Genomic DNA, 20,221 nt, shown 5'->3' with positions numbered 1-20,221 from the left:
CTGGAGTGTCTCGTCGTCTTCTGGCAACCACCATTCGAATGTGAATCGCGGATGGGCTGCCCCTGGCCGAACCCGATCCGACGTCGAGCGCGCGGAGTGGGCCTCCATTGATCGGTCCGCGTCAGGCAGAAGTCGACCCGTAACAGCTATTCAGTTTTCTCGATAGCAGACAGACGCCCGATGTTCGCCATTTCTTTCGACCGCTACAAACGCCAGGTTCCTTTGGCACAACACCGCGCTTAGAGCGGCTAGTTCGCTTCCTCCAGCATGCGGGTGCGATGTGCGATCAAGCCTATCCCTACGATGCCAGCGGCAAGAGTACACACGCCCGACGCAACGATGACCGGCGCATAACCGAACCAGCCAAACAGGCCGGGGGCAGCGAGATAGGCAAGTAGCAGCCCAGTGAATACCGCACACATCTGCAACCGGTAGATTTGTGATACCCGGTGGGACGGGAATTCACTCTGTATGATGTGCAACATAGCAAGATTTTCGAACGGGCCATTGATTGCAGCAAATCCAGCGATCAACATGATCAAGGGTCGGTCATGCGCGATCGGTAACAGAATCACACCCAGCCCGAAAATTATCTTTGAAGCGACGAGCCACAAGCCGGGGCGCCTTACCTTGAAACTGGCGAGAATCAGATTGGACGAAAGGTTGCCTATGCCATAGGCCATCATCATCAGGCTGTAGTCTGTTAGTGGATCATGACTGACCTGCCGCAGATAAAGCATCATTCCCAGCAGTACGCCCATCGCCCACGTGATGTTGCCAATCATATTGGCGAAGAGGCCATACACCAGAATGACATGGCCGCGCACTGCACGAACACCGCCTATAAGGCTATCAACGATTGCTGCCGTTCCCGAAAGGCTCTGTTGGCGGTTGACATCGAGCTTGCCGGTTACCGCGCGGACGGCCATCGCGGACGGCAGGAAGGTTACAGCGGTAACGATGAAAAACTGGCCGGTCGGCAAAATGCCATTCACCAGCGCAACGAGGCTTGGACCTAGGATGCGCGCTGTTCTTCGCGTTGCATCGAATAATGCATTTGTAGCGTGACGCATTCCAGGCTCTGGTGCTATTACGGGTAACGTTGCCTGCAAAGCCGGATCAAAAACGGCGGTGACAAGCGCAACGCAAGTGGCCGTGATAGTCAGCAGAGGCGGTGTCAGCGCGCCGAAAAGCCCCACTAGCGAAAGCATCAAAACGAGGAGCATACGCGTGAGGTCCGCCGCGATCATGGTCGCCCCGTGCCGCCACCGGTCAGTTACAACGCCGCCAAACAGGCTCCCGGCCAATAGGCCTGCTGCCTGTACGGCCGACAGGTAGCCAGCATCACGCCCAACCATTCCCACCGCGATCCAGACCACCGCGATCATGTAAAACTCGGATCCTGTAGCGGCCATCATCTGACCGGTCCACAGCAGCGCGATAGGACGACGAGAAAGCGGTTTGAGTACGAGCATGAAATGTCGGTCGTGATTGAATCGCAACCTACGCTGATTCAGAAGGGGTGCGCCGTAAGCTGGCCAACCAAAGTTTCTCAGCACCTAATCTTGAACGTAGTAAATCCTCAGGTCGGATACGGCAACGTATCATAGATACGCGCAGTCGCAATGCTGCATACCCGAGCCGCTTGTACCTTGGCAATGTCGGGCTCTTTGATCGAGGACATTGGTTGCCTCCATCGCGCGTAAGCTACGCATTGTCAACGATCCGTGGTCGTCGTTCGAATGTCGGGTTTCTGGCCGGACCCTGCCTGACGGCGATCGGCGCTTTTCGACCCTGAAGGGACCGTCGATTTTCTCGATAGCGGACGGTCGCGGACAACCGCCCGGATCGTTGATCAAGCGCCAGAACCTACGCTGTGGGATAGAGGGTCGTTCAGCCTGATCAAGGAAAAAAGACGAACGTCGTGAAATGCGTCTTTCCAGTACCCCACTGTCGCATGATGCCTTCCTCTATAAATCCCAAGCTGCGCAGAAGCCCTATAGACGCGTGGTTGTCGAGATTGGTCGTTGCCTGAATTCGATTGATATCCCAGCGATCGTAGGCATGGTCGACAATTGAGCTAAGAGCTTTGCGCATGAGACCTTGTCCCCAAAAGCGTCTCTCCCAGTCGAAACCGATGCTCGCCGACCGGAAGGCCCCATTGATGGCGAGTCCGCAGGTACCAATAAGGCACATCTTGCCGGCAAACGGTTCGTGCTCTGCTTCTTGAGCTTTCATGGCTCGCGCGATCAATAGGAAGTCCACTTGACTGATCCGAAGGCCCCCTCCGCCATCGTTGACCAATTTTCCTAAGTTCGGACAACTAAATACGCCGCGGTATAGCCTCTGCGAAAAAATCGGTGACTTGTCGCACACGAGCCGGTACAAACCGGCGTCTTGGCCAGATGAGGCTTATGTCTCTGGCGTCGCCTATAAATTCGTCGAGAACGGTGATGACGTCCGGATGTCGGAGATCATCGGCAAGAGAGATCTTCGCAAACAGGCCGATTCCCACACCGGCTAGAACACCAGCCCGGATCGTTTCGATACTGTTGGACGTGAGATTTCCGCGCACGGACACGCTAAATCGACCTTCTGGCCCTACAAAAGGCCAATGCGTTGACTCCGTCAAGCCGCGATATAAAAGGCAATTGTGATCAACGAGCTCGACAGGAGTCTTTGGCATTCCGCGTTGCTCGAAGTAGCGACGGGATCCGACGCAGACGAGAGGAGTGCTGGCCACGCGCCTGACGATCGCGTCAGGATCGTTCACGGGCCCCACTCGGATCGCCAGATCAATCCCATCTTCCACCATATCTCGCACGAAGTCCGAGAGAATGAGATCCACCTGAAGGCCAGGATTGAGTGATAGCAGGTCGGGAATAAGCGGCAAAATATGAAGACGGCCAAAAGTACCTGATGCAGCAATCCTGATCAAACCCGAGACATTATGCGTACTGCTGGTCAGCTCGCTGTCGGCGTCATCCATCTCGTCAAGCAGCGGTTTTGCCCGATCGTAGTATCTCTGCCCCTGATCCGTCAGGGTCACGCGGCGCGTACTTCGGTTAAATAACACCACGCCGAGGCGCCTCTCGAGCGCGCCGATAGCCTTACTGATTGCCGACTGTGAATCGCCGGTTCGATGCCCGGCAGCTGTAAAACCGCCGGCTTCAACCACGGCTATGAAGGCGTTTAATTCGTGGAATCGATCCACTTCCATTCCCCCTGGGAATTAATATTATGGCAAATTAAGCTATTATCATCGGTTCCGACATCACTCACAATGCAGCTCTCTCGACAGCTGAAGGAATGGTGTCATGAATATTGATCTCACTGGCCGCAAGGCCGTCGTTACTGGGTCTACAGCAGGTATCGGCCGAGCTATTGCAGAAGGGCTGGGGCGCGCAGGCGCCGCGGTCGTGATCAACGGCCGCACAGAGAAGCGCGTCTCCACGGCGCTTCGGGAGCTTCGCGAACTCTTGCCAAAGGCGGAGTTTACCGGCGTCATCGCAGATCTTGCGACCCCGAAAGGCGCGGCGGACTTGTTCGCGCAGGCGCCGGATGCGGACATTCTCGTCAACAATGTGGGTACTGGACGTCCAAAGTCCTTCTTCGAAATTGAGGACAGCGAGTGGATCGATCTCTTCGAACTTAATGTGATGAGCGGTATTCGCGCCTCCCGCCACTATGTGCCAAACATGACGAAGCGCGGCTGGGGGCGCGTCGTCTTCATCAGTAGCGAGTCCGCGCTTGCCATCCCCAAGGACATGATCGACTACGCCACGACCAAGACCGCTCAGCTCGCCATTGCGAGGGGCTTGGCCGAGGTGGTCGGCGGAACGGGGGTCACCGTTAATTCGGTTCTCCCTGGTCCGACGAATTCGGAGATCATGGGTGGCTGGGCGCAGGCGAACGCAGATGCGCAAGGCATTACGCGTGAGGAAGCCGAGCAGCAGTTCCTGAAAACGAATCGCCCGACCACGCTCCTCAATCGCTTCGCGACAACCGAAGAAGTCGCAAACCTAGTCGTCTATGTCTGCTCGGAGCAGGCGTCGGCGACAACAGGCACTTCATTGCGTGTTGACGGCGGTGTCGTTCGGACAATTGCATAGGGCGCCCGCTTGTTCACTCGCTCAACGCGGCCTCGGGAAGGGCCAAACCATCGGTTCCTTCCCGGAGTAGACGATTGCCCAAGTTGAATGTGCCTGCAATCGTACGAGTATTTCCACTCAAAAATAGCCGCCCAGAGTTGCCCTAATCGCGCCGACCGTTTGGTCTATGGTGACACGATTGTCGACGATCCTCGCCTTAGGGTCGATGGTCCGCTACTGGCCGCACTCATCCTTTGGCAACCGGCGCAACGCGGGCCACACTCACACTCCAGCAAGTCCAACAAGTTCGCGTCACAAATCCCGCAAGTCTAATTTATTCGGTTCCGCGGCATCTGGCGCGTGACCGAATTCGTTGGCAAGTCCTTGATTTTTTAGGGCGCCCAGTCTAACTAATTCCGCTCTCCTGCACCTCGTGATTGAATGAAGTCGCTCGGAATTTCTCACAGAATAGCCACGGTCACAAGATCGGGGCCGTTGTTCATGGCTGACTTGACTCGGCTGAGCGCGAAGTATGATGACTTCGATCTGTAATCAGATCATTTTCAGTGCAATCAAAACCGGAGAAAACTTGCCTAGCAAATGTTCAACTCCTTATCTGTCCGGTTCGTGGCATTCGCCGTGGCCGGGGGAGCCCGATATTCCTTTGCGCATCGTCATCGACTGCGCGATAAAAAAGGTACCCGTCATTCAAGAACGGTTTCGAGGACGCTGGCGGTCGGTAGACGCGAAAGACCATGCGTATATCGAGGCTACGATTTTCGAACAGTTCGAGGAGGTCCACGCTGATGCCGCCGCGTTTGGGCTTACTGCAACGGAAGAGCTTCCGCAATGGGCCGATGAAGCTCCCTCCCCTAGACAAAAAAATGTTTTAACGGCAGTTCAACAGATGATGGAAACCGCGGGCTGGATGCGTCACGCGTACGACGCCGTCATTGCGCAGCAAGTCGAGCGCTATGGGGACACGGTCGCTGTCCGAAGGAAGGCGGCAACGCTTGCGTTCGAGGTCTTTCGGCGCGATGGCTATTCTCAGGCGACTGCGCGCTCGCACCTGATCGTGCACAAACGGTTTTCCGACAATGACACGGCAATTCGCGTTTTCAAGTGGGGCGAACTCGCCATGCTCGCGTCGCAAACCGATGAGCACGTGAATGCCCTGATCGAAGCGAAGTTAGCTGAACCGGAAATGTCGCGGGACGAAATCAAAAGGTATTTGGATCAGTTGCGGTCGCAGATGCAGTGAATAGAACGACGACCGCTGACGGGGAGCATCCAGAGCCCGACTCCCACTGCTCGAGTTGATAGGCGAAACTGGTCGAGTTCTTCGTCTGGCGTCGCGCGGCCGCATTCATCGGGGCGCACTCAGGATCCGGATTTTTCCGAACGCCAACGCCAGCGGATTCTGATGCTCTCAGACAACGACGATAACGCCGCGACGGCAGTTCGTGGAGGCGGTGCAGGAACAGCTTCGCGCTGCATGATTGCTTGTTTTTTTGCATCGGCACAGCTCAGATCGCTGGCACATCGGCACGACGCTTGCTGAGCGATAGGACATCCTATTGAACGGAGGTGACATGGCCGACATTCACAAGCCCGGGGGAAACCGTCAAGACATCTGGCATCTACAGGGTGATTAAGGAAGGGGACGCAGCAAGCGGGTTCGAGGTCACGTGTGTCGAGGGCGAGCACTTTCCGCCGACGCGCAGCGGAAGGGGTGCGCATTATGAACTCATGCACGCGGCCACGCATTCCCACAAGCATGGAGAATTGGGCAGTAAAGACTGAGGTCGCCGTGCAGTGAGGTGGGCGCTCTTCGAACACGTCGCCGGCGCTTGGAGGTTCCCATGGACATGGATTTGGATCACGTCAGAGATCGGTTTGACGTCTTGCTTCGAGACAGATCGCGAGGCACGACAGCGGACATCACCGAGCATACGGTCATCTACTGGGATCGCGACCGCGCCATGGGTGTTCACCTGTGCGCCGATCCCCCCGGGCTTAGACGGTCGTTTCGAATTGGATCATGACTTTTACGGCGACGCGCACGAGCATCTGGCCCGTTGGTTTGCCGACCCACACTATTCGTTACGTCCGGAGCTCGTCGCGTGGTTGGACGACCCGCCGAACGAAACCGGCCATGGCGACTAATCGCCATGGCCGGGCGATGGGGTAACAAAGGGAAGAAAACAACCCGTCGCGCCGCTGACGATCTCGCCGGCGCAATGCCTTCGCTCATTGAGCCGCAGCTCGCAACACTTGTGAATCGCCCTCCTTCTGATGGGGAATGGTCTTACGAAATCAAGTTCGACGGTTATCGGATGCTCGCTCGCTTGGATCACGGCGCCGCGCAACTATTCACGCGTAACGGGCATGACTGGTCCGGCCGGATGCCGACGTTGCGCGCCGCACTTGAGACCCTTCCCGTTGATGACGTGTGGCTCGATGGCGAGGCCGTTGTATTGGACGCTGCCGGACTGCCGGACTTCAACGCGCTCCAGAATGCGTTTGACCGGCGCAGTACTTCGAAAATCATATTGTTCTTCTTCGACCTGCTGTATCTCAACGGGACAGACCTCCGCGATCAGCCGCTCAAGGCTCGCCGTGCGCTTTTAGCCGAGTTAATGGGCGAGGTCCACACCGAGGCGTTGCGATATTCAGAAGACTTCGCGCAGGACCCCGATTCCCTTGTCGCGTCTGCATGCAAGATGAAACTGGAGGGCATCATCGGCAAGCGCGCCGATGCGCGCTATCGTTCCGGCCGCTCGGCGGATTGGATCAAGCTGAAATGCCTTCTACGGCAGGAATTTGTGATCGGCGGGTTCAGCCGCTTGCGCGGCGCTAAGACAGGCATTCGCGCGTTGCTGCTGGGGGTGTACGAACCCGACGGCTCGTTCAGATTTGCCGGTACCGCGAAGCAAAACCTCCGCCCGTCACAGATATCCGCGCTCGAGAAAAAGGCGAAGGCTCTCGTACGCAAGGCGAGCGCCTTTTACAACCCTCCGGCTGCGGATAAAGACCGAGACTACGTTTGGCTCGAGCCCCGACTCGTCGCAGAACTATCGTTTCTCGAATGGACGCCAAACGGCGAGGTTAGGCATCCCGTTTTTCACGGGATGCGCGACGACAAACCAGCGGCGGCCGTCACGGAGGAGCCGATGGTCGACGTCGAGAACGGCGAACCCATCGAGGCTGAAACGGGTTCGACGCGCGTTCAGCCGGGACGCCGGGGAAATGTCACGCTGTCTGGGCAGAAGATCTCCAACGCTGAGCGCGTGATTGACGCGGTCACCGGACTCAAGAAGATCGACCTGGTCCGATACTACGACGAGATCGCGGTATGGGCATTGCCATATCTGCAGGATCGACCGGTATCGCTCGTGCGCGCGCCCAACGGCATCCAAGGCGAACTTTTTTTCCAGAAGCATGAAGAAAGAATGCGCATCCCCGGGATCACGAAGCTGCCTACGGCCCTGCACCCGAAACATCCGCCATTGCTCGCCGTCGACGCTCACGAAGCGCTCGTGGGGCTCGCACAGATGAACGTCATCGAATTGCACACGTGGAACGCCGTGCAGCCGGATCTAGAGCATCCTGACCGGTTCGTGCTGGATCTAGACCCAGATCCGAGCCTCTCGTGGCGAATGATGACCGAAGCCGCCGAACTGGCGAAGGTGTTGCTGGACGAAGTGGGCCTGAAAAGCTTCCTTAAGACCAGTGGTGGAAAGGGATATCACATCGTCATCCCCCTCACCCGCCGTCAGGGCTGGGATGAAGTGAAAGCTTTTTCTCAGGGCATCGCGCGGCATATGGCGAGAGTGATGCCGGACCGGTTCTCGGCAGTGCTGGGTCCCAAAAACCGGGTCGGAAAGATCTTCATCGACTATCTCCGCAACGGCAAGGGCGCAAGCACGGTGGCAGCGTTCTCGGCGCGGGCGCGTTCGGGCATGGGCGTATCCATGCCGGTTGCGTGGGAAGAGCTTCGAGAGATTAAAGCGGCCGACCAATGGACGATTCACTCCGCTGTGCAGCGTCAGCGATCATTGGGCGAGGATCCGTGGCAGGGATACTGGCGATGCAGACAGGGTTTGACAGCCGCCATGCGGCGGGCGATCGGACTGAAATAGTGTCGAAAGCTGAAGGAGAGGAGATGGATGACGGTATCGAAAGACGCGCCCTGCTGCTGCACTTGGGCGACGTGCTGGAAGCGACAGCGTGCGTGATGAAGTGCGCCAACCGGTTTAACACCGTCGGCGAAGCCGCCGGACAGGAAGAGTCCCTGATGAGTTTCTCGATCTTGCGTATGGTTGACGCCGAAACGACGCCTCACGAATTCGCCAGGCGAGCGGCGAGCGCTTTCTTCCTGTGGCCGAAGGCGCTACTTGAGGAGCAACTGAACCGGCCATTACTGGCCAACCTCGTACAGCACGACCTGTTCAGCGGTCACCAGAGCGGCTGGGACAGCTACGTAGCTGAGCGCCGCGAGTTGGTCCCGTGGTTCGGAGAGGGCTTGGACGTGGTCCCTGAGCCAGACCTTGAAGCAGGCGTTGCCGCATGGCCAACGCTTACCCACTGAGGCGCAATTAGTTCGGACCGAACGGCATCGGCAATCGACGCGAGCAATGGAGACATACGGCGTGCCGAACCTCAAAATAGCGACGTTCAACATAAACGGCATTCGCTCACGCCTGCCAGCGCTTCTCGCGTGGCTGGAGAAGGCATCGCCCGACGTTGTTTGCCTGCAGGAACTGAAGGCCATCGACTCGTCGTTTCCGATCGGAGCGATCAATGACGCGGGATATGGCGCGATCTGGCACGGGCAAAGCGCGTGGAATGGCGTGGCCATCCTTGCCAAGGACACCGATCCGATGGAAAGTCGGCGCGGCTTGCCAGGAGATCGGGCCGACAAACAAAGCCGCTACATCGAGGCTGCAATCTCCGGCATCCTCGTTGGATGTCTCTACCTCCCGAACGGCAACCCGCGGCCCGGCCCCAAGTTTGACTAACAAACTTGCGTGGTTCGAGCGGCTGATCGAATACGCTCAGGTCCTCATCGAGAGTGGGCACCCCGTCGTTCTCGCAGGCGACTACAACGTCGTGCCAACGGACAACGACATCTACAACCCGCGCTCCTGGCGCGACAATGCCCTGCTGCAACCTGAGAGCCGAGAATGCTTCAGGCGTCTTGTCGATCAGGGGTGGACGGACGCTCTGCGGGCCATGCACGGCGACGAACGTATCTACACATACTGGGACTATCTCAGGCGGCACCGTGGCAAGGTTTTTGGACTGCGTATCGATCATCTCTTGGTAAGCCCTGCGCTTGTCCCTCGCCTTACCGCTGCCGAGGTCGACAGTTGGGTCAGGGACCTGCCGAACACGAGCGACCATGGCCCGACTTGGATCGAAATCTCGTCGGGGAAAAAGTCGAAATTGGCTGGAGTGTGAGTGCGGCCCGCGTTGTGCCGGCTGCCAACGGCTGAGTGCGGCCAATTACGGCCGATCGGCATCGGCACTCAAATCGCTGACAATTTGCATCTGACGCCGCAATCACTACGGCCGCACAGAACGTGTTCTACTTAGCGTTACTGGAATCTGTCAGGTGCTTATGGAAAAACGTGGTCACTTCAGCGTTGAATTTTTGGTGAAAAGAGGTACGGTCGAAGTCCGGTCCATCGTTACAGATTTCGGGTGCGGATTGCATCAATTCAGCCGAACAGGGCGCCATGAAGGAAAAATGCTGAGAATTGGGCACGAAGTGAACATCCGGGATCGTCGGTATGTCGCCGATGATGTTCGAGACGCTTTCTGGAGTCACGCCGCCCCCGCCAAACTCGGATCTCCACAGTTGCATCGGTATCTTCACATTGGAAAAGCTGTCTTTTGTGAAGAACACGCTGACGGGATCGGCAATGACAGCCGCTTTGATACGCGGGTCATGGTCGAGTTCGGGGAGCTCTCCCTTGCGCACCTGATCGCAGAGCGGAGTATCAACCCCGTCACACAAAGGGAGACTCTTCACAAAATAAGGGTTAGCGCCGGCGGCGACCAGCCCAGTGTAACCACCGCGCGAAAAACCAAAGATCCCGATTTCGCTCGCGTCGATCCTGGCTGCGGCGGTCCATGAGCCAAGCATGAAGTCGATCAAACGCTTGATATCCACCGGTCGCTCAACGAATACCGAGAAATCATCGGTGCGGGTCTTATCCATCGCATTGTCACCGGGATGGTTTATAGCAGCGACCACAAAACCCGCATTTGCTAATGCCTCGGCCGTGTCACTATGGTCGAGAAAACTGCCGCCTCTACCATGGGATATAACGACAAGCGATAGTTTATCGCCCGTGACTGGACAATCCTTGGCAACAAACAGCACGGATGGGCCCAACCTCTCCTTGCGGGGCAGTTGATTGCACGGATACCAAACAGCACCTTTTAGAGGCTGAAGTGACCCGTTGCCCGGAATCTCAATGAATTGAAAACCGGCGGCATGCGCCAGTGAGGTCCCGAGACTTAAGGCAGCGAAGAGAAAGCTGGAACGGACCATTTTTCTTCCCGTTTTATCAATGCAGCACGCCCCGAATTTAGCCTCGATTTTACATGAGTGACTGCGGACGCAAGCTTGACCTCCTCACCGAGCGCGCTGGGCGGGAAGAAACTAACGCTCTCGTCCGATCTCCAATGTCTTCTTCCGGAAGCATCGAAGGGCCGAAGTGGGTCGAACAGCGACCATTTCCCAAGGCGCAAAATCAATCTCCCTTCATTGAAGAGGAGGTTGTCATGGAAACGCTTAATTCCTCGGATGCGCGCCGAGTGCCTTGGAACAAAGGAAGGCTGACTGTTCAGAAGCCGCCGTTGAAACTCCGTGAGATCTGGGCAATTCGGACGAGGCTCCAGATGTCGGTTAACGCCCGTGAGTTGGCGCTGTTCAACCTTGCAATTGACAGCAAGCTTCGGGCATGCGATCTGACGCGACTGCAGGTGCAGGACGTCTACATGGGAGGCCATGTCTTAGCTCGCGCGACTTTCATGCAGCAAAAAACGCATAGACCGGTGCAGTTTGAAATCACGGAGCAGACTCGTCAAAGTGTTTCTGCCTGGATTTCCGCGCGAGGATTGGAGCCTACCGACTATTTATTTCCGAGTCGGCTGCACGCCTCGGCACACGTATCGACGCGCCAATATGCGCGCATCGTTCATCGTTGGGTCGCATCGATCGGACTCGACGACACCGCGTATGGTACGCACACGATGCGACGCACGAAAGCGTCGTTGATCTACCGACGCACCAAGAACCTGCGCGCCGTCCAATTGCTGTTGGGCCATACAAAAATTGAAAGCACCGTGAGATACCTTGGGATCGAGGTAGACGATGCACTCGAAATGGCCGAGCAGACTGAAGTTTGATAGCCGGCGGCCGGCGAGCGTGCGCTTGTCGGCCATGATGGGTCGTTTGTCCGTTGGCGCTACTGGACATTCCTGCGACCGCTTCGCTCAGGTAACGGACGTTACCTGCAGACATTCCGACGCTTCCGGACTACCGGGTGCCCTCCGGTTTCAGGCATCCGGGACCATCTTCATGCTGTCGATGGCCGCTTCCACCAGCGCGCGCGCATCGCCGAAGTCCGGTGCCGCGCGTGCCACGCTATCCAGCCGGTGGTCGACCAGCACGGTCGCGAGTCCGTGTACGTAGGCCCACGCAGCGGTAATGGCGATCGCCTGCGCGGTGCCGATTCCGGCGAATGGTCCTGCTTCCTGTTGAGGTTTCGTCGCCGCGTCGAATACACCTGCGAGCGCACGCGCAGAGATCTGCCGCGCTTCGACGAGCGATGGCCGCTCGGAATCCAGCAGTTCGTTGCGCGACATTAGCCTGAAGAGGTCCGGATGTCCGATCGCAAAGTCGATATAGCCGTGCGCGGTCGCCTTGCGCCTCGGCTTGCCTGGCGCCGCGCTCCGTGCCTGTTCCTCCATCTCGTTGGCAAGCCGTCTGTGTCCGGCAGCCGCCAGTTCGCTCAGCACTCCTGCGGTATCGCCGAAATGGTGTTGAGGGGCCGTGTGGGACACGCCGGCCTCCCGGGCAATCGCGCGAAGGGTCAGCCCACGCAGCCCGCCACGTTTCAGTACGGTTTCGGCCGCTTGCAACAGGGCTTTGGGGAGCGAACCGTGATGATATGGACCTGCCTTGTCGGCACGGCGAGGACGGGCGCGAGCCGGGGCGGCGCGGGAAGCGGTTGATTCAGTCATTCAGCTTTTAAATGTTTCCAGTGTAAAAATATGTTGACGGATTTTTCGTGTCCAGTCAAAATCTTTCCATCGGAAACATTAACTGACATCATCACTGATTGTGATTCAAAGGAGGTTGACATGGGAATTCTGCTAGCCTTTGCGCCGTTCCTGGCGCTCGTGGTTATTGAGCGCACAATTGGCGTGCCGGCGGGCCTCGCAGCCGGCGCAATCGTATCCGCGCTACTGCTGTTGCGAGACATGGTGAGCCCCACGCGGAAGGTAAAGGTGCTCGAAATCGGCACTTTCATTCTGTTCGGAGGATTGACGGTTATCGCGCTGTTGCCAGGCGCGACGGAATGGTCGATTGCAGCAGTCCGCCTGCGTGTGGACACCGGTCTGCTGCTGATCGTCCTCGCGTCGATCGTGATGCGCCGTCCCTTCACGCTGCAATACGCCCGCGAAGAGGTGTCATCCGATCTATGGGAGAACCCGGCGTTCGTGCGGACCAACTACGTGATTACGGCTGCATGGGCCGCGGCGTTCGCCGTCATGGTGATCGCTGATATCGCGCTGACCTATTTGCCCGCGTTGCCCCGTTCAGTCTCGATCGTCGCGACGGTGTTGGCGCTGGTGGGCGCGGTTAAGTTCACGGGCTGGTATCCAGAGCGGGAACGTAACGTCGTCCCGGGCCGTTAAGTAACGAGAAAATGGGACATGACAAAAGATAGGCTGAGCCGGCGTGCGTTCCTCTCGGTCGGGGTCGGCATGATGGCCGCCGGAAGTCCTGGGACATCGCCAGCGTTCGCAGCAACCTCCGATGCGGGAGGCGAACCGCCCGTCGGTACACCCTGGCGCAGCAACAATCCGGCGCTAAGCGGCGCATTCGAGCCGGTATTCGATGAGCGCGACGACGCCGACCTGCAGGTTCAGGGCGAGATTCCCGCTGGCCTGAATGGCGTGTTCATGCGCAACGGGCCGAATCCGCGCTTTGAACCCGATGCGCGCTATGCGTATCCGTTCGACGGCACTGGCATGATCCACGCGATATTCCTTCAGGACGGACGTGCGCGATATCGAAACCGGTGGGTCGCGACTGATGAGTTGTGTGCGGAACAACGGGCCGGACATCGGCTCTACAACTCGACGTTCAGTCCGCCACCGCACCCGAATCTCGCGAATACGAACATCGTTCATCATGGCGGCCGGTATCTGGCGCTGTACGAGGGTGGCAAGCCGTATGAGCTTGATAGTGGCATCGGCACGTTGGGTCGGTTCGATTACCAGGGCAAATTGCCTGGCGTGATGTCCGCGCATCCGAAGACCGATCCGCTCACCGGCGAACTGCTGTCGGTCTCATACGAGCTGAGCAGCGGCATGTTGACTTACGTGCGGGCGAACCGGTCCGGACAGATCGACCGCGTCGTTCCTTTCCAGGCGCCGTGGGCGGCCATCGTGCATGACGTCGCGCTGACCCACAAGTATCTGGTCGTGTTCGTCTGTCCGTTCGTCTTCGACTGGTCGCGGCAGGGCCCTCCGGGATCGTGGGAGCCGGAGCGCGGCGTGAAAGTCGCGCTGATACCGCGGGACGCGCTGCACCCGGAGCAGATCCGCTGGATCGATGCACCGCCGTTCTTCCACTGGCATACGATCAATGCATTCGCGGACGGCGACCGGATCGAAGCTGTCCTGCCGTGGTATGACTGTTTCTCTTTGACGGGTCATTCGAGACGGCTGGAGCTTCACCGGCTGGTAATCGACATCGCCCGAGGCGTCGTGCACGACCAGGCGATCGACGATCAGCCGTGCGAGTTCGGACGGGTCAACGACGCGTATCTTGGACAACGCGCGCGGTACGGATACGTAGGGTTGCGCATGCCGCGGCCCGGCGAGAAGCCGCAGATCGGTGCGTTCGAGGCAATCGCACGCTACGATCTCGTCACCGGCAGCAAGACCGTGCACCAGTTCGCGCCGGGCTTGACGGTTTCTGAACCGGTGTTTGTTGCTGACCCGCACGGCCGGCGCGAAGAGGACGGGTTCATCGTGACGTTCGTACATGAACTGGGTAGCAGCGCCGGACGTTTCGTGATTCTCGACGCGCGGCAGCTCGATCGCGAACCGCTCGCCGTGATCGAACTGCCACGACGCGTGCCGGCCGGGCTGCATGGAGCGTGGATTCCTGCGTCATTGGCCTGAACCGGGCTTGCTCTTTTGAACACTATGCACAGCGAAGGGCGCGACTTACTTGCGAGGGAATTGGCGATGACCACAACAATGCGCCGTGAGGGTGTGACCTATACGTTGCACCATATCGGCATCCCCACTACGGAGCGGCGGCCCGGGGAACGATATGCCGCGAAAGTAAAGATGTACACGACGGATGACCTGAGTGGCCCCGTACCGGTACAGTGGCATCGGTATGAACCCGGCTCGCCGCTACATCCGCTACTTCGAGAACAGCCACATGTGGCATACAAGGTCAATGACCTGAGCGCGGCGATCGAAGGTCACATCGTACTGCTCGGCCCGTACGAACCGATCGACGGATATCGCGTCGCGGTGATCGACAATGCGGGCATGCCGATCGAGTTTGTCGAGACGACCCTCACGGATGACGAGATCTGGGGCCGGGAGAGAAGCGGGCAAAGCGCCAGCCTGTACACGTAAATCGGTAGAGAGTCTTTAACATGCCTTACCTTTCCGGTCGTGTTCGGCAGTCTTTATGCCTCGAAAGCACCGCTGGGAACGGCAGGATACGTCCGGCTTAAGACAGCCTGTCGCAACGGCCTCAAGCCATATCGACACTTCAATATGCGAAATCCGGACCGCAGTTTCCGACGGCCTACTGACATCGCGGCAGGAACGAACGACCGCTTCAGCTTCAAGGCAGTCGCTGACCGCTAGCGACGCGAAAGTCTGCAACGGGTTGACTTCTGCTCGACGCGGACCGATCAATGACGACCGATCCGCCAGTTCAACGTCGGATCGGGTTCGGCCACTTTCAGCCATTCGACATTGGCGTCTGGATCGTCGACAATCGGCGTGCGGTGAGCAGGGCCGTCCTTTCGAAGAATCGTCGGAAAAAAGGGAAAGCAATGTTCGATGGCTTTGAGGAAAAAAATATCGAAGTGAGCGAAGCGATGCTCCGCGTACGCTTTGGCGGAGCGGGTTCGCCATTGCTTCTCTTGCACGGCCATCCGCGAACGCACGTGACCTGGTCGCGAGTTGCGCCCATCTTGGCCGAGCACTTTTTTGTTGTTTGCCCTGACCTGCGAGGCTTTGGAAAATCATCCAAGCCACTGGATACACACGATCATTCGGGTTCCTCAAAGCGCGCAAAGGCGTTAGATTGCATTGAGTTGATGCGGCATCTGGGCTTCAAAAGGTTTGCTGTCACGGGACACGACCGCGGCAGCTACGTCGCTCTGAGAGCGGCCCTGGATCATCCGGAGATTATCAGTCGCTTAGCGGTACTTGATAGCATTCCCATCCTCGAACATCTCTTACGCTGTAACGAAGTTTTTGCGAGGCGGTGGTATCACTGGTTTTTTTTCGCACAAGCTGAAAAGCCAGAGCGTTCAATCCTGGCCAACCCTCTTGCGTGGTACGGTGGTTCCCCGGAAAGCATGGGCCGAGAAGAATTTGAAGATTTCCGGCTGGCTGTAACCGACCCAGCCACCGTGCACGGGATGGTGGAAGACTACAGAGCTGGTCTGTCAATCGATCGACAACACGATGAAGAGGACCGATCGGCAGGTCGCCGAGTGCAATGTCCAACTCTGTGCCTCTGGTCCACGAAGGACGACCTCGAAGAGCTTTACGGTGACGTCCTGGCCATCTGGAGGCCGTGGACGACGGACCTTGAGGGCGGCTCCATAGAAAGCGGGCACCATATGGCGGAGGAAGCGCCAACGGAGCTGGCAGCGAAACTCCTGCAGTTCTTCGCAGGCGACATATGACGGAGGAGTTCCGGGCGTCGCCTCTTCTCGGCCAAAAGCCGACGCTCGACGACACCTTCCGGATCGTCGACAATCCCTTTGGTTTGGGCAGGCCCCGAGGGCGCACGTTCTCATATCGATGACATCTCCGAAGAACGAGGTCGTATGGAAACCGATTGGAAGTTGGTACGTGATGTGTTGAATGCCGCGATCGACAGTTGCGAGGCGTTGGAGTTAGCGGGCTATGCTGAACAACATCGAGGACGCACCGTCGCGGTTAATGGGCAGCAAGTGAGCGTTCAAGATTTTTTGGTGAGCGCTTGGACTTTACCCGAGAACGTGCGCTACGCAGTGATTCGACAGCGGCATGAAGAAGGCCTTGACAGCCCGTATGTCCCGGAGTCGGCAAGGATTCTGATCGCTGTGACTGCGGCATGCATCGAACTTGTTGGCGCAGGGAAGGAACCGCCCGGGACCAGCCAGATGCAGGGAATGGCTAACTGGTATCGGAATCATTTCGACCCCAACATGAGACGGGCAATCGACGCCGAGTAGGCTTTGATCCGCCTGGCGCACAGCTGCGGAGTCGCACCGGGCCGAAGAGTTCCATCGAAGGATAACAGTCGGCCAGGAACGGACCTTTGACAACCGCGCGTAAATCGTTTCAATCCAGACCGTACGGCCAAATGTCAGCTATCTGGACCGCTGGCCCCACGCTACGGTCATCGTTTGGGAAGCCCCGCGCCGTCATGGGGATATTGACCGGCAGAGGTCCAGCGGTTTCGGGCTATCGATAACTCGGCCCAGCATAAAGCAAAATTGCTTCTCGAAAGAAGGAGAATGTTGAATTGCAAGTACGCGCCATTTCCCCGACCGAGCTTGATCAACTGCTCCTTCTCTATCGTCACCTGCACTCAGCGGATGAAGCGCTCCCAGATGAATCGGCTATTCGCTCAGTCTGGAACGAGCTTATGGCGAACCCTCGCCATACCCTGTTCGGTGGATTTGTGGCTGGCGACCTCGTTTCTAGCTGTGCCCTGACTGTCATACCAAATCTCACACGTGGTTGCAGGCCTTACGGCGTCTTGGAGAACATGGTGACTCATAGCGCTCATCGCGGGAACGGCTACGGCAAAGCAGTGCTTCGAGAGACATTGACATCGAGCTGGTTGGCTGGCTGCTATAAAGTCATGTTGCTAACGGGAAGAAAGGATAAAGCAACTGTGCAGTTTTATGAATCGGCGGGATTTGACGGACATGAGAAGCTCGCATTTATCGCAAGGCCAGGACGGTAACCCGCGCAGCGGCTGACATCAATCGACCGTTCCGGGTCGATCTGAGCCGGCCTCGTTGGACCGGCGTCGGCCAACTGCTGCGGCCGGTCAGCTTGAAGTCCAAAGTGCCCGCTTGCAGCTCTACACAGGTCATTGCAATCGACGCGGGCTTGCACACACATGAAGACTCCGGCGTTATCTCTCAGAGGCCAGAATCTTGGGGGCGGTCTCAATGTTCGCGGACCGTGGCGTTCTGATTCCGCACAGGCACATCACACTGCCACCGAGCAGAAGTGCCGCAGCGGTCAGAAGGGAAAGATGCATGCCCTGCATAAACGCATCAGCACGGGTATCGTGCACAAAAAACCCGAACACCGCGACCCCCAGCATGCCGCCTACCTGCCTCGCGGAGTTCAGTATTCCCGACGCAATACCAGAGCGGGAGGCGTCTACCGATGACAGCGTGACGTTCGTCATGGTCGGCACCATCACGGCAATGCCGCTCGCGGCAAGAAGCATCGGCACGACCAGCATCCAGTACGAGCCGTTTATGCTGACCGGCAACAGCAGCAGATAACCCGACGCAGCAATCACCATGCCGGCAATCATCAGTTTCTTCGCCCCGATCCGGTTGAGCAGCCGACCGGCCAGGATGTTCACGCCCATCAGAACAACGGTCATCGGTAAGAACGCGAGGCCGGTCCATTGCGCCGACAGTTGCTGCTCTATTTGAAAGAACAGGCTAAAAACAAAGATCAAACCGTAGTACGCAAAATTAACGATAACGCCGGCCGCCGACGCCACCGAAAATGTAGCCGTCCGAAACAGCGACAAGGGCAGCATCGGCTCCGCGCTGCGCAACTCCAGCCAGAGAAACACGGCAGTCGCAGCAACCGAAAGCAGCAGCGCGCCATAGACCAGCGGATGATGCCATCCAAACCGGCCCGCTTCGGTGAGACACACGGTCAAAGCGACCAACGCCACGATCGCCGCCAGTTGGCCGGGAAGATCAATGCCTCGGCTACGCGGCGGTGCGGCGTCGGCTGCATAACGAAGCGTAAGCACCACGCCGGCAATGCCGATCGGCAGGTTGATCAGGAAAATGCTGCGCCAACCCACATGAGTCACCAGCAGCCCTCCCAACACCGGTCCCGCGGCAAGTGCAATACCTCCCGCAGCGCCCCACCAGCCCACAGCGCGGCTTCTTTGCGCGGTATCAGGGAACGCCTGGCGCAGCATGGCCAGCGAATTGGGCACCAGTAGCGCGGCACCTACGCCCTGTACGGCGCGCGCAGCCACAAGAAGCGGCAATGAACTGGCTATCCCGCATGCGATCGATGCCGCAGTAAAGACGGCAAATCCCGCAGTGAAGATGCGCCTGGCGCCAAAACGGTCGCCTAAAGCGCCAGTGGTAAGAAGCAGCGACGCGAACGCCAACGTGTACGCATTGACAACCCATTGCAGGCCGGTCACATCTGTGGCGAAGCGACCCCGCAAGGCATCCAGCGCGACATTGACAACGCTGACATCGAGCAAAACAACAACAAAGCCTAATCCTGCTGCGGCGAGGGTGCCGCGTTGATCGCGGCTCATGGACGTGCTCATGGCAATAAACCTTCTCGACTGAACAATTGCCGATGTTAGGCATATTCGCTTTGTGCGAATATTCCCCATAGTTGCAAACCATCCTGGAGAAAATGCACAGATGTTCGATTGGGAAAACATGCGTCATTTCCTGGCTGTCGCCCGCATCGGCACATTGTCGGGGGCCGCTCGCAGCCTGAAGGTCGATCACGCGACGGTGAGCCGACGCCTGAGCGCACTCGAGGACGAAATCAAGACGCGCCTGATCGAACGCTTCCCGAGGGCCTGCAAGCTCACCGCGACAGGCCAGCGGGCGTTCGAGCTGGCGCAGGCAATGGAAGAGGACGCATATGCAATCGAGCGATTCCTGGACGCGAGCCGTTCTCCATTGAGCGGCAAGGTCACGCTCAGTGCACCGCCGGTGCTGGTGGCGAATTTTCTGGCGCGACATCTCGCGGATTTCCGGCTTGCACATCCCGGCGTACAGCTATCGATTTCTGCCCAGGCGCAGCGGGTCTCGCTTAGCCGAAGGGAAGCCGATATCGCGCTGAGACTGGTTCGGTCCGAGGAAGCCACCAGCGTGGTACGCAAATTAGGGCGTATGTCGTTCGACCTTTATGCAAGCAAGGACTATCCGCAGCTGCACAATCCGTCTGCGTGGGAATTCATTGCCTACGATGCCGAATTTGCGGATATGCCACAGCAGAAGTGGTTGATGAGCGTTGCAGCGGGGAGACCCATCGCATGCGAAATCAGCGATATCAATGGTCATCTGGCGGCAACTCAAGCAGGTGCCGGCATAGGTGGCCTGCCGCGCTTTCTGGCAGATGCCGATGCGAAGCTGCAGCGCGTCGCCTACGACGGTGAAAAGTTTTCGCGGGATATCTGGATGGCCGTGCATAAGGACCTGCGTCATTCGCCTCAAGTACGGGTCGTCATGGACTTCCTGCTGAAGATCGTGAGGGGAAATCCCGCCTTCACGATAAGTAGTTAGAAAACGAATGTATGCGGCACCATTTGCGCTCAACGAAATAGTTGGCCATCGCGGATATCCTACGCCGGGACGATCTAATTCGTGTCGCTGAACGTCTGTTCT

Annotated in this window: 21 protein-coding genes; 15 read left to right on the top strand and 6 right to left on the bottom strand. The window is 58.0% G+C overall.

Annotated features, from left to right (window positions below; translation table 11 throughout):
* Positions 1-248 precede the first annotated feature (248 nt).
* The 3 genes from HB376_RS39660 to HB376_RS39650 all read right to left on the bottom strand — a co-directional run bounded on the left by HB376_RS39660 (position 249) and on the right by HB376_RS39650 (position 3,214).
* Entirely contained in the window at positions 249-1,475 is a 1,227-nt protein-coding gene (locus tag HB376_RS39660) for an MFS transporter (RefSeq protein WP_213769146.1), read from the bottom strand.
* Positions 1,476-1,902: 427 nt separating this feature from the next.
* Entirely contained in the window at positions 1,903-2,238 is a 336-nt protein-coding gene (locus HB376_RS39655; RefSeq protein WP_213769145.1) for a GNAT family protein, read from the bottom strand.
* 85 nt (positions 2,239-2,323) lie between these two features.
* Positions 2,324-3,214: a LysR substrate-binding domain-containing protein gene (locus tag HB376_RS39650; RefSeq protein WP_213769148.1), complete on the bottom strand. Its 891-nt coding sequence runs from the start codon at positions 3,212-3,214 to the stop codon at positions 2,324-2,326.
* Between the two features lie 103 nt (positions 3,215-3,317).
* Here HB376_RS39650 and HB376_RS39645 point away from each other — a divergent pair, with 103 nt between their 5' ends.
* The 7 genes from HB376_RS39645 to HB376_RS41845 all read left to right on the top strand — a co-directional run bounded on the left by HB376_RS39645 (position 3,318) and on the right by HB376_RS41845 (position 9,554).
* Positions 3,318-4,112, top strand: a complete 795-nt coding sequence (locus tag HB376_RS39645) for an SDR family NAD(P)-dependent oxidoreductase (RefSeq protein WP_031356643.1) — start codon at positions 3,318-3,320, stop codon at positions 4,110-4,112.
* 511 nt (positions 4,113-4,623) lie between these two features.
* On the top strand, positions 4,624-5,352 hold the full coding sequence (locus HB376_RS39640) for a hypothetical protein (RefSeq protein ID WP_213769144.1): 729 nt from the start codon (positions 4,624-4,626) through the stop codon (positions 5,350-5,352).
* Between the two features lie 326 nt (positions 5,353-5,678).
* A complete protein-coding gene (locus HB376_RS41590; RefSeq protein ID WP_346730674.1) occupies positions 5,679-5,894 on the top strand; it encodes a hypothetical protein in 216 nt (71 codons plus the stop codon).
* Between the two features lie 368 nt (positions 5,895-6,262).
* Positions 6,263-8,233 (top strand): DNA ligase D, encoded by a 1,971-nt coding sequence (gene ligD, locus HB376_RS39635; protein WP_346730673.1) that lies wholly within the window; start codon positions 6,263-6,265, stop codon positions 8,231-8,233.
* 23 nt (positions 8,234-8,256) lie between these two features.
* Positions 8,257-8,682: a hypothetical protein gene (locus HB376_RS39630; RefSeq protein WP_213769142.1), complete on the top strand. Its 426-nt coding sequence runs from the start codon at positions 8,257-8,259 to the stop codon at positions 8,680-8,682.
* Between the two features lie 61 nt (positions 8,683-8,743).
* Positions 8,744-9,112: an exodeoxyribonuclease III gene (locus HB376_RS41850; RefSeq protein ID WP_346730672.1), complete on the top strand. Its 369-nt coding sequence runs from the start codon at positions 8,744-8,746 to the stop codon at positions 9,110-9,112.
* The gene (locus HB376_RS41845) at positions 9,105-9,554 is read left to right on the top strand and encodes an exodeoxyribonuclease III (protein ID WP_346730671.1); all 450 of its coding nucleotides are present in this window, start codon (positions 9,105-9,107) and stop codon (positions 9,552-9,554) included. The genes HB376_RS41850 and HB376_RS41845 overlap by 8 nt, the downstream gene beginning before the upstream one ends.
* Positions 9,555-9,681: 127 nt before the next feature.
* Here HB376_RS41845 and HB376_RS39620 read toward each other — a convergent pair whose 3' ends face one another.
* Positions 9,682-10,653, bottom strand: coding sequence for an alpha/beta fold hydrolase (locus HB376_RS39620; protein ID WP_213769141.1), 972 nt, complete (start codon positions 10,651-10,653; stop codon positions 9,682-9,684).
* Positions 10,654-10,886: 233 nt separating this feature from the next.
* On the opposite strand from HB376_RS39620, the gene HB376_RS39615 reads away from it, so the two are divergent.
* On the top strand, positions 10,887-11,513 hold the full coding sequence (locus HB376_RS39615) for a tyrosine-type recombinase/integrase (protein WP_213769140.1): 627 nt from the start codon (positions 10,887-10,889) through the stop codon (positions 11,511-11,513).
* A gap of 150 nt (positions 11,514-11,663) precedes the next feature.
* Here HB376_RS39615 and HB376_RS39610 read toward each other — a convergent pair whose 3' ends face one another.
* Positions 11,664-12,350, bottom strand: a complete 687-nt coding sequence (locus HB376_RS39610) for a TetR/AcrR family transcriptional regulator (protein ID WP_213769139.1) — start codon at positions 12,348-12,350, stop codon at positions 11,664-11,666.
* A gap of 120 nt (positions 12,351-12,470) precedes the next feature.
* Here HB376_RS39610 and HB376_RS39605 point away from each other — a divergent pair, with 120 nt between their 5' ends.
* The 6 genes from HB376_RS39605 to HB376_RS39580 all read left to right on the top strand — a co-directional run bounded on the left by HB376_RS39605 (position 12,471) and on the right by HB376_RS39580 (position 17,562).
* Positions 12,471-13,028 (top strand): hypothetical protein, encoded by a 558-nt coding sequence (locus HB376_RS39605; RefSeq protein WP_213769138.1) that lies wholly within the window; start codon positions 12,471-12,473, stop codon positions 13,026-13,028.
* 18 nt (positions 13,029-13,046) lie between these two features.
* Complete coding sequence (locus tag HB376_RS39600; RefSeq protein WP_213769137.1) at positions 13,047-14,525, top strand: carotenoid oxygenase family protein; 1,479 nt, start codon at positions 13,047-13,049, stop codon at positions 14,523-14,525.
* Between the two features lie 66 nt (positions 14,526-14,591).
* Positions 14,592-14,996 carry a hypothetical protein gene (locus HB376_RS39595; RefSeq protein WP_255631865.1) on the top strand — a complete coding sequence of 135 codons (405 nt, stop codon included), beginning with the start codon at positions 14,592-14,594 and terminating at the stop codon, positions 14,994-14,996.
* A 287-nt stretch (positions 14,997-15,283) separates the two neighbouring features.
* On the top strand, positions 15,284-16,288 hold the full coding sequence (locus tag HB376_RS39590) for an alpha/beta hydrolase (protein ID WP_213769136.1): 1,005 nt from the start codon (positions 15,284-15,286) through the stop codon (positions 16,286-16,288).
* A gap of 144 nt (positions 16,289-16,432) precedes the next feature.
* On the top strand, positions 16,433-16,822 hold the full coding sequence (locus HB376_RS39585; RefSeq protein WP_213769135.1) for a hypothetical protein: 390 nt from the start codon (positions 16,433-16,435) through the stop codon (positions 16,820-16,822).
* 293 nt (positions 16,823-17,115) lie between these two features.
* Complete coding sequence (locus tag HB376_RS39580) at positions 17,116-17,562, top strand: GNAT family N-acetyltransferase (RefSeq protein ID WP_213769134.1); 447 nt, start codon at positions 17,116-17,118, stop codon at positions 17,560-17,562.
* 174 nt (positions 17,563-17,736) lie between these two features.
* On the opposite strand, the gene HB376_RS39575 is transcribed toward HB376_RS39580, so the two are convergent.
* Positions 17,737-19,134: an MFS transporter gene (locus HB376_RS39575; RefSeq protein WP_255631863.1), complete on the bottom strand. Its 1,398-nt coding sequence runs from the start codon at positions 19,132-19,134 to the stop codon at positions 17,737-17,739.
* 112 nt (positions 19,135-19,246) lie between these two features.
* Here HB376_RS39575 and HB376_RS39570 point away from each other — a divergent pair, with 112 nt between their 5' ends.
* Positions 19,247-20,119, top strand: coding sequence for a LysR family transcriptional regulator (locus tag HB376_RS39570; RefSeq protein ID WP_213769132.1), 873 nt, complete (start codon positions 19,247-19,249; stop codon positions 20,117-20,119).
* The last annotated feature ends 102 nt before the right edge of the window (positions 20,120-20,221 follow it).

The organism is Caballeronia sp. dw_19, assembly GCF_018449515.1.
In the GTDB taxonomy this organism is placed as follows: Bacteria; Pseudomonadota; Gammaproteobacteria; order Burkholderiales; family Burkholderiaceae; genus Caballeronia.
Note: the sequence above shows the minus strand (reverse complement) of the source record. Positions and strands in the feature narration are given on the sequence as shown.

What these genes read in the sequence shown, in the direction of transcription:
- HB376_RS39660 (WP_213769146.1), bottom strand. Translation starts at nt 1,475, where the DNA reads ATGCTCGTACTCAAACCGCTTTCTCGTCGTCCTATCGCGCTGCTGTGG.
- HB376_RS39655 (WP_213769145.1), bottom strand. Translation starts at nt 2,238, where the DNA reads ATGAAAGCTCAAGAAGCAGAGCACGAACCGTTTGCCGGCAAGATGTGC.
- HB376_RS39645 (WP_031356643.1), top strand. Translation starts at nt 3,318, where the DNA reads ATGAATATTGATCTCACTGGCCGCAAGGCCGTCGTTACTGGGTCTACA.
- HB376_RS39640 (WP_213769144.1), top strand. Translation starts at nt 4,624, where the DNA reads ATGATGACTTCGATCTGTAATCAGATCATTTTCAGTGCAATCAAAACC.
- ligD (WP_346730673.1), top strand. Translation starts at nt 6,263, where the DNA reads ATGGCCGGGCGATGGGGTAACAAAGGGAAGAAAACAACCCGTCGCGCC.
- HB376_RS39630 (WP_213769142.1), top strand. Translation starts at nt 8,257, where the DNA reads ATGGATGACGGTATCGAAAGACGCGCCCTGCTGCTGCACTTGGGCGAC.
- HB376_RS39620 (WP_213769141.1), bottom strand. Translation starts at nt 10,653, where the DNA reads ATGGTCCGTTCCAGCTTTCTCTTCGCTGCCTTAAGTCTCGGGACCTCA.
- HB376_RS39615 (WP_213769140.1), top strand. Translation starts at nt 10,887, where the DNA reads ATGGAAACGCTTAATTCCTCGGATGCGCGCCGAGTGCCTTGGAACAAA.
- HB376_RS39610 (WP_213769139.1), bottom strand. Translation starts at nt 12,350, where the DNA reads ATGACTGAATCAACCGCTTCCCGCGCCGCCCCGGCTCGCGCCCGTCCT.
- HB376_RS39605 (WP_213769138.1), top strand. Translation starts at nt 12,471, where the DNA reads ATGGGAATTCTGCTAGCCTTTGCGCCGTTCCTGGCGCTCGTGGTTATT.
- HB376_RS39600 (WP_213769137.1), top strand. Translation starts at nt 13,047, where the DNA reads ATGACAAAAGATAGGCTGAGCCGGCGTGCGTTCCTCTCGGTCGGGGTC.
- HB376_RS39595 (WP_255631865.1), top strand. Translation starts at nt 14,592, where the DNA reads ATGACCACAACAATGCGCCGTGAGGGTGTGACCTATACGTTGCACCAT.
- HB376_RS39590 (WP_213769136.1), top strand. Translation starts at nt 15,284, where the DNA reads ATGACGACCGATCCGCCAGTTCAACGTCGGATCGGGTTCGGCCACTTT.
- HB376_RS39585 (WP_213769135.1), top strand. Translation starts at nt 16,433, where the DNA reads ATGGAAACCGATTGGAAGTTGGTACGTGATGTGTTGAATGCCGCGATC.
- HB376_RS39575 (WP_255631863.1), bottom strand. Translation starts at nt 19,134, where the DNA reads ATGAGCCGCGATCAACGCGGCACCCTCGCCGCAGCAGGATTAGGCTTT.
- HB376_RS39570 (WP_213769132.1), top strand. Translation starts at nt 19,247, where the DNA reads ATGTTCGATTGGGAAAACATGCGTCATTTCCTGGCTGTCGCCCGCATC.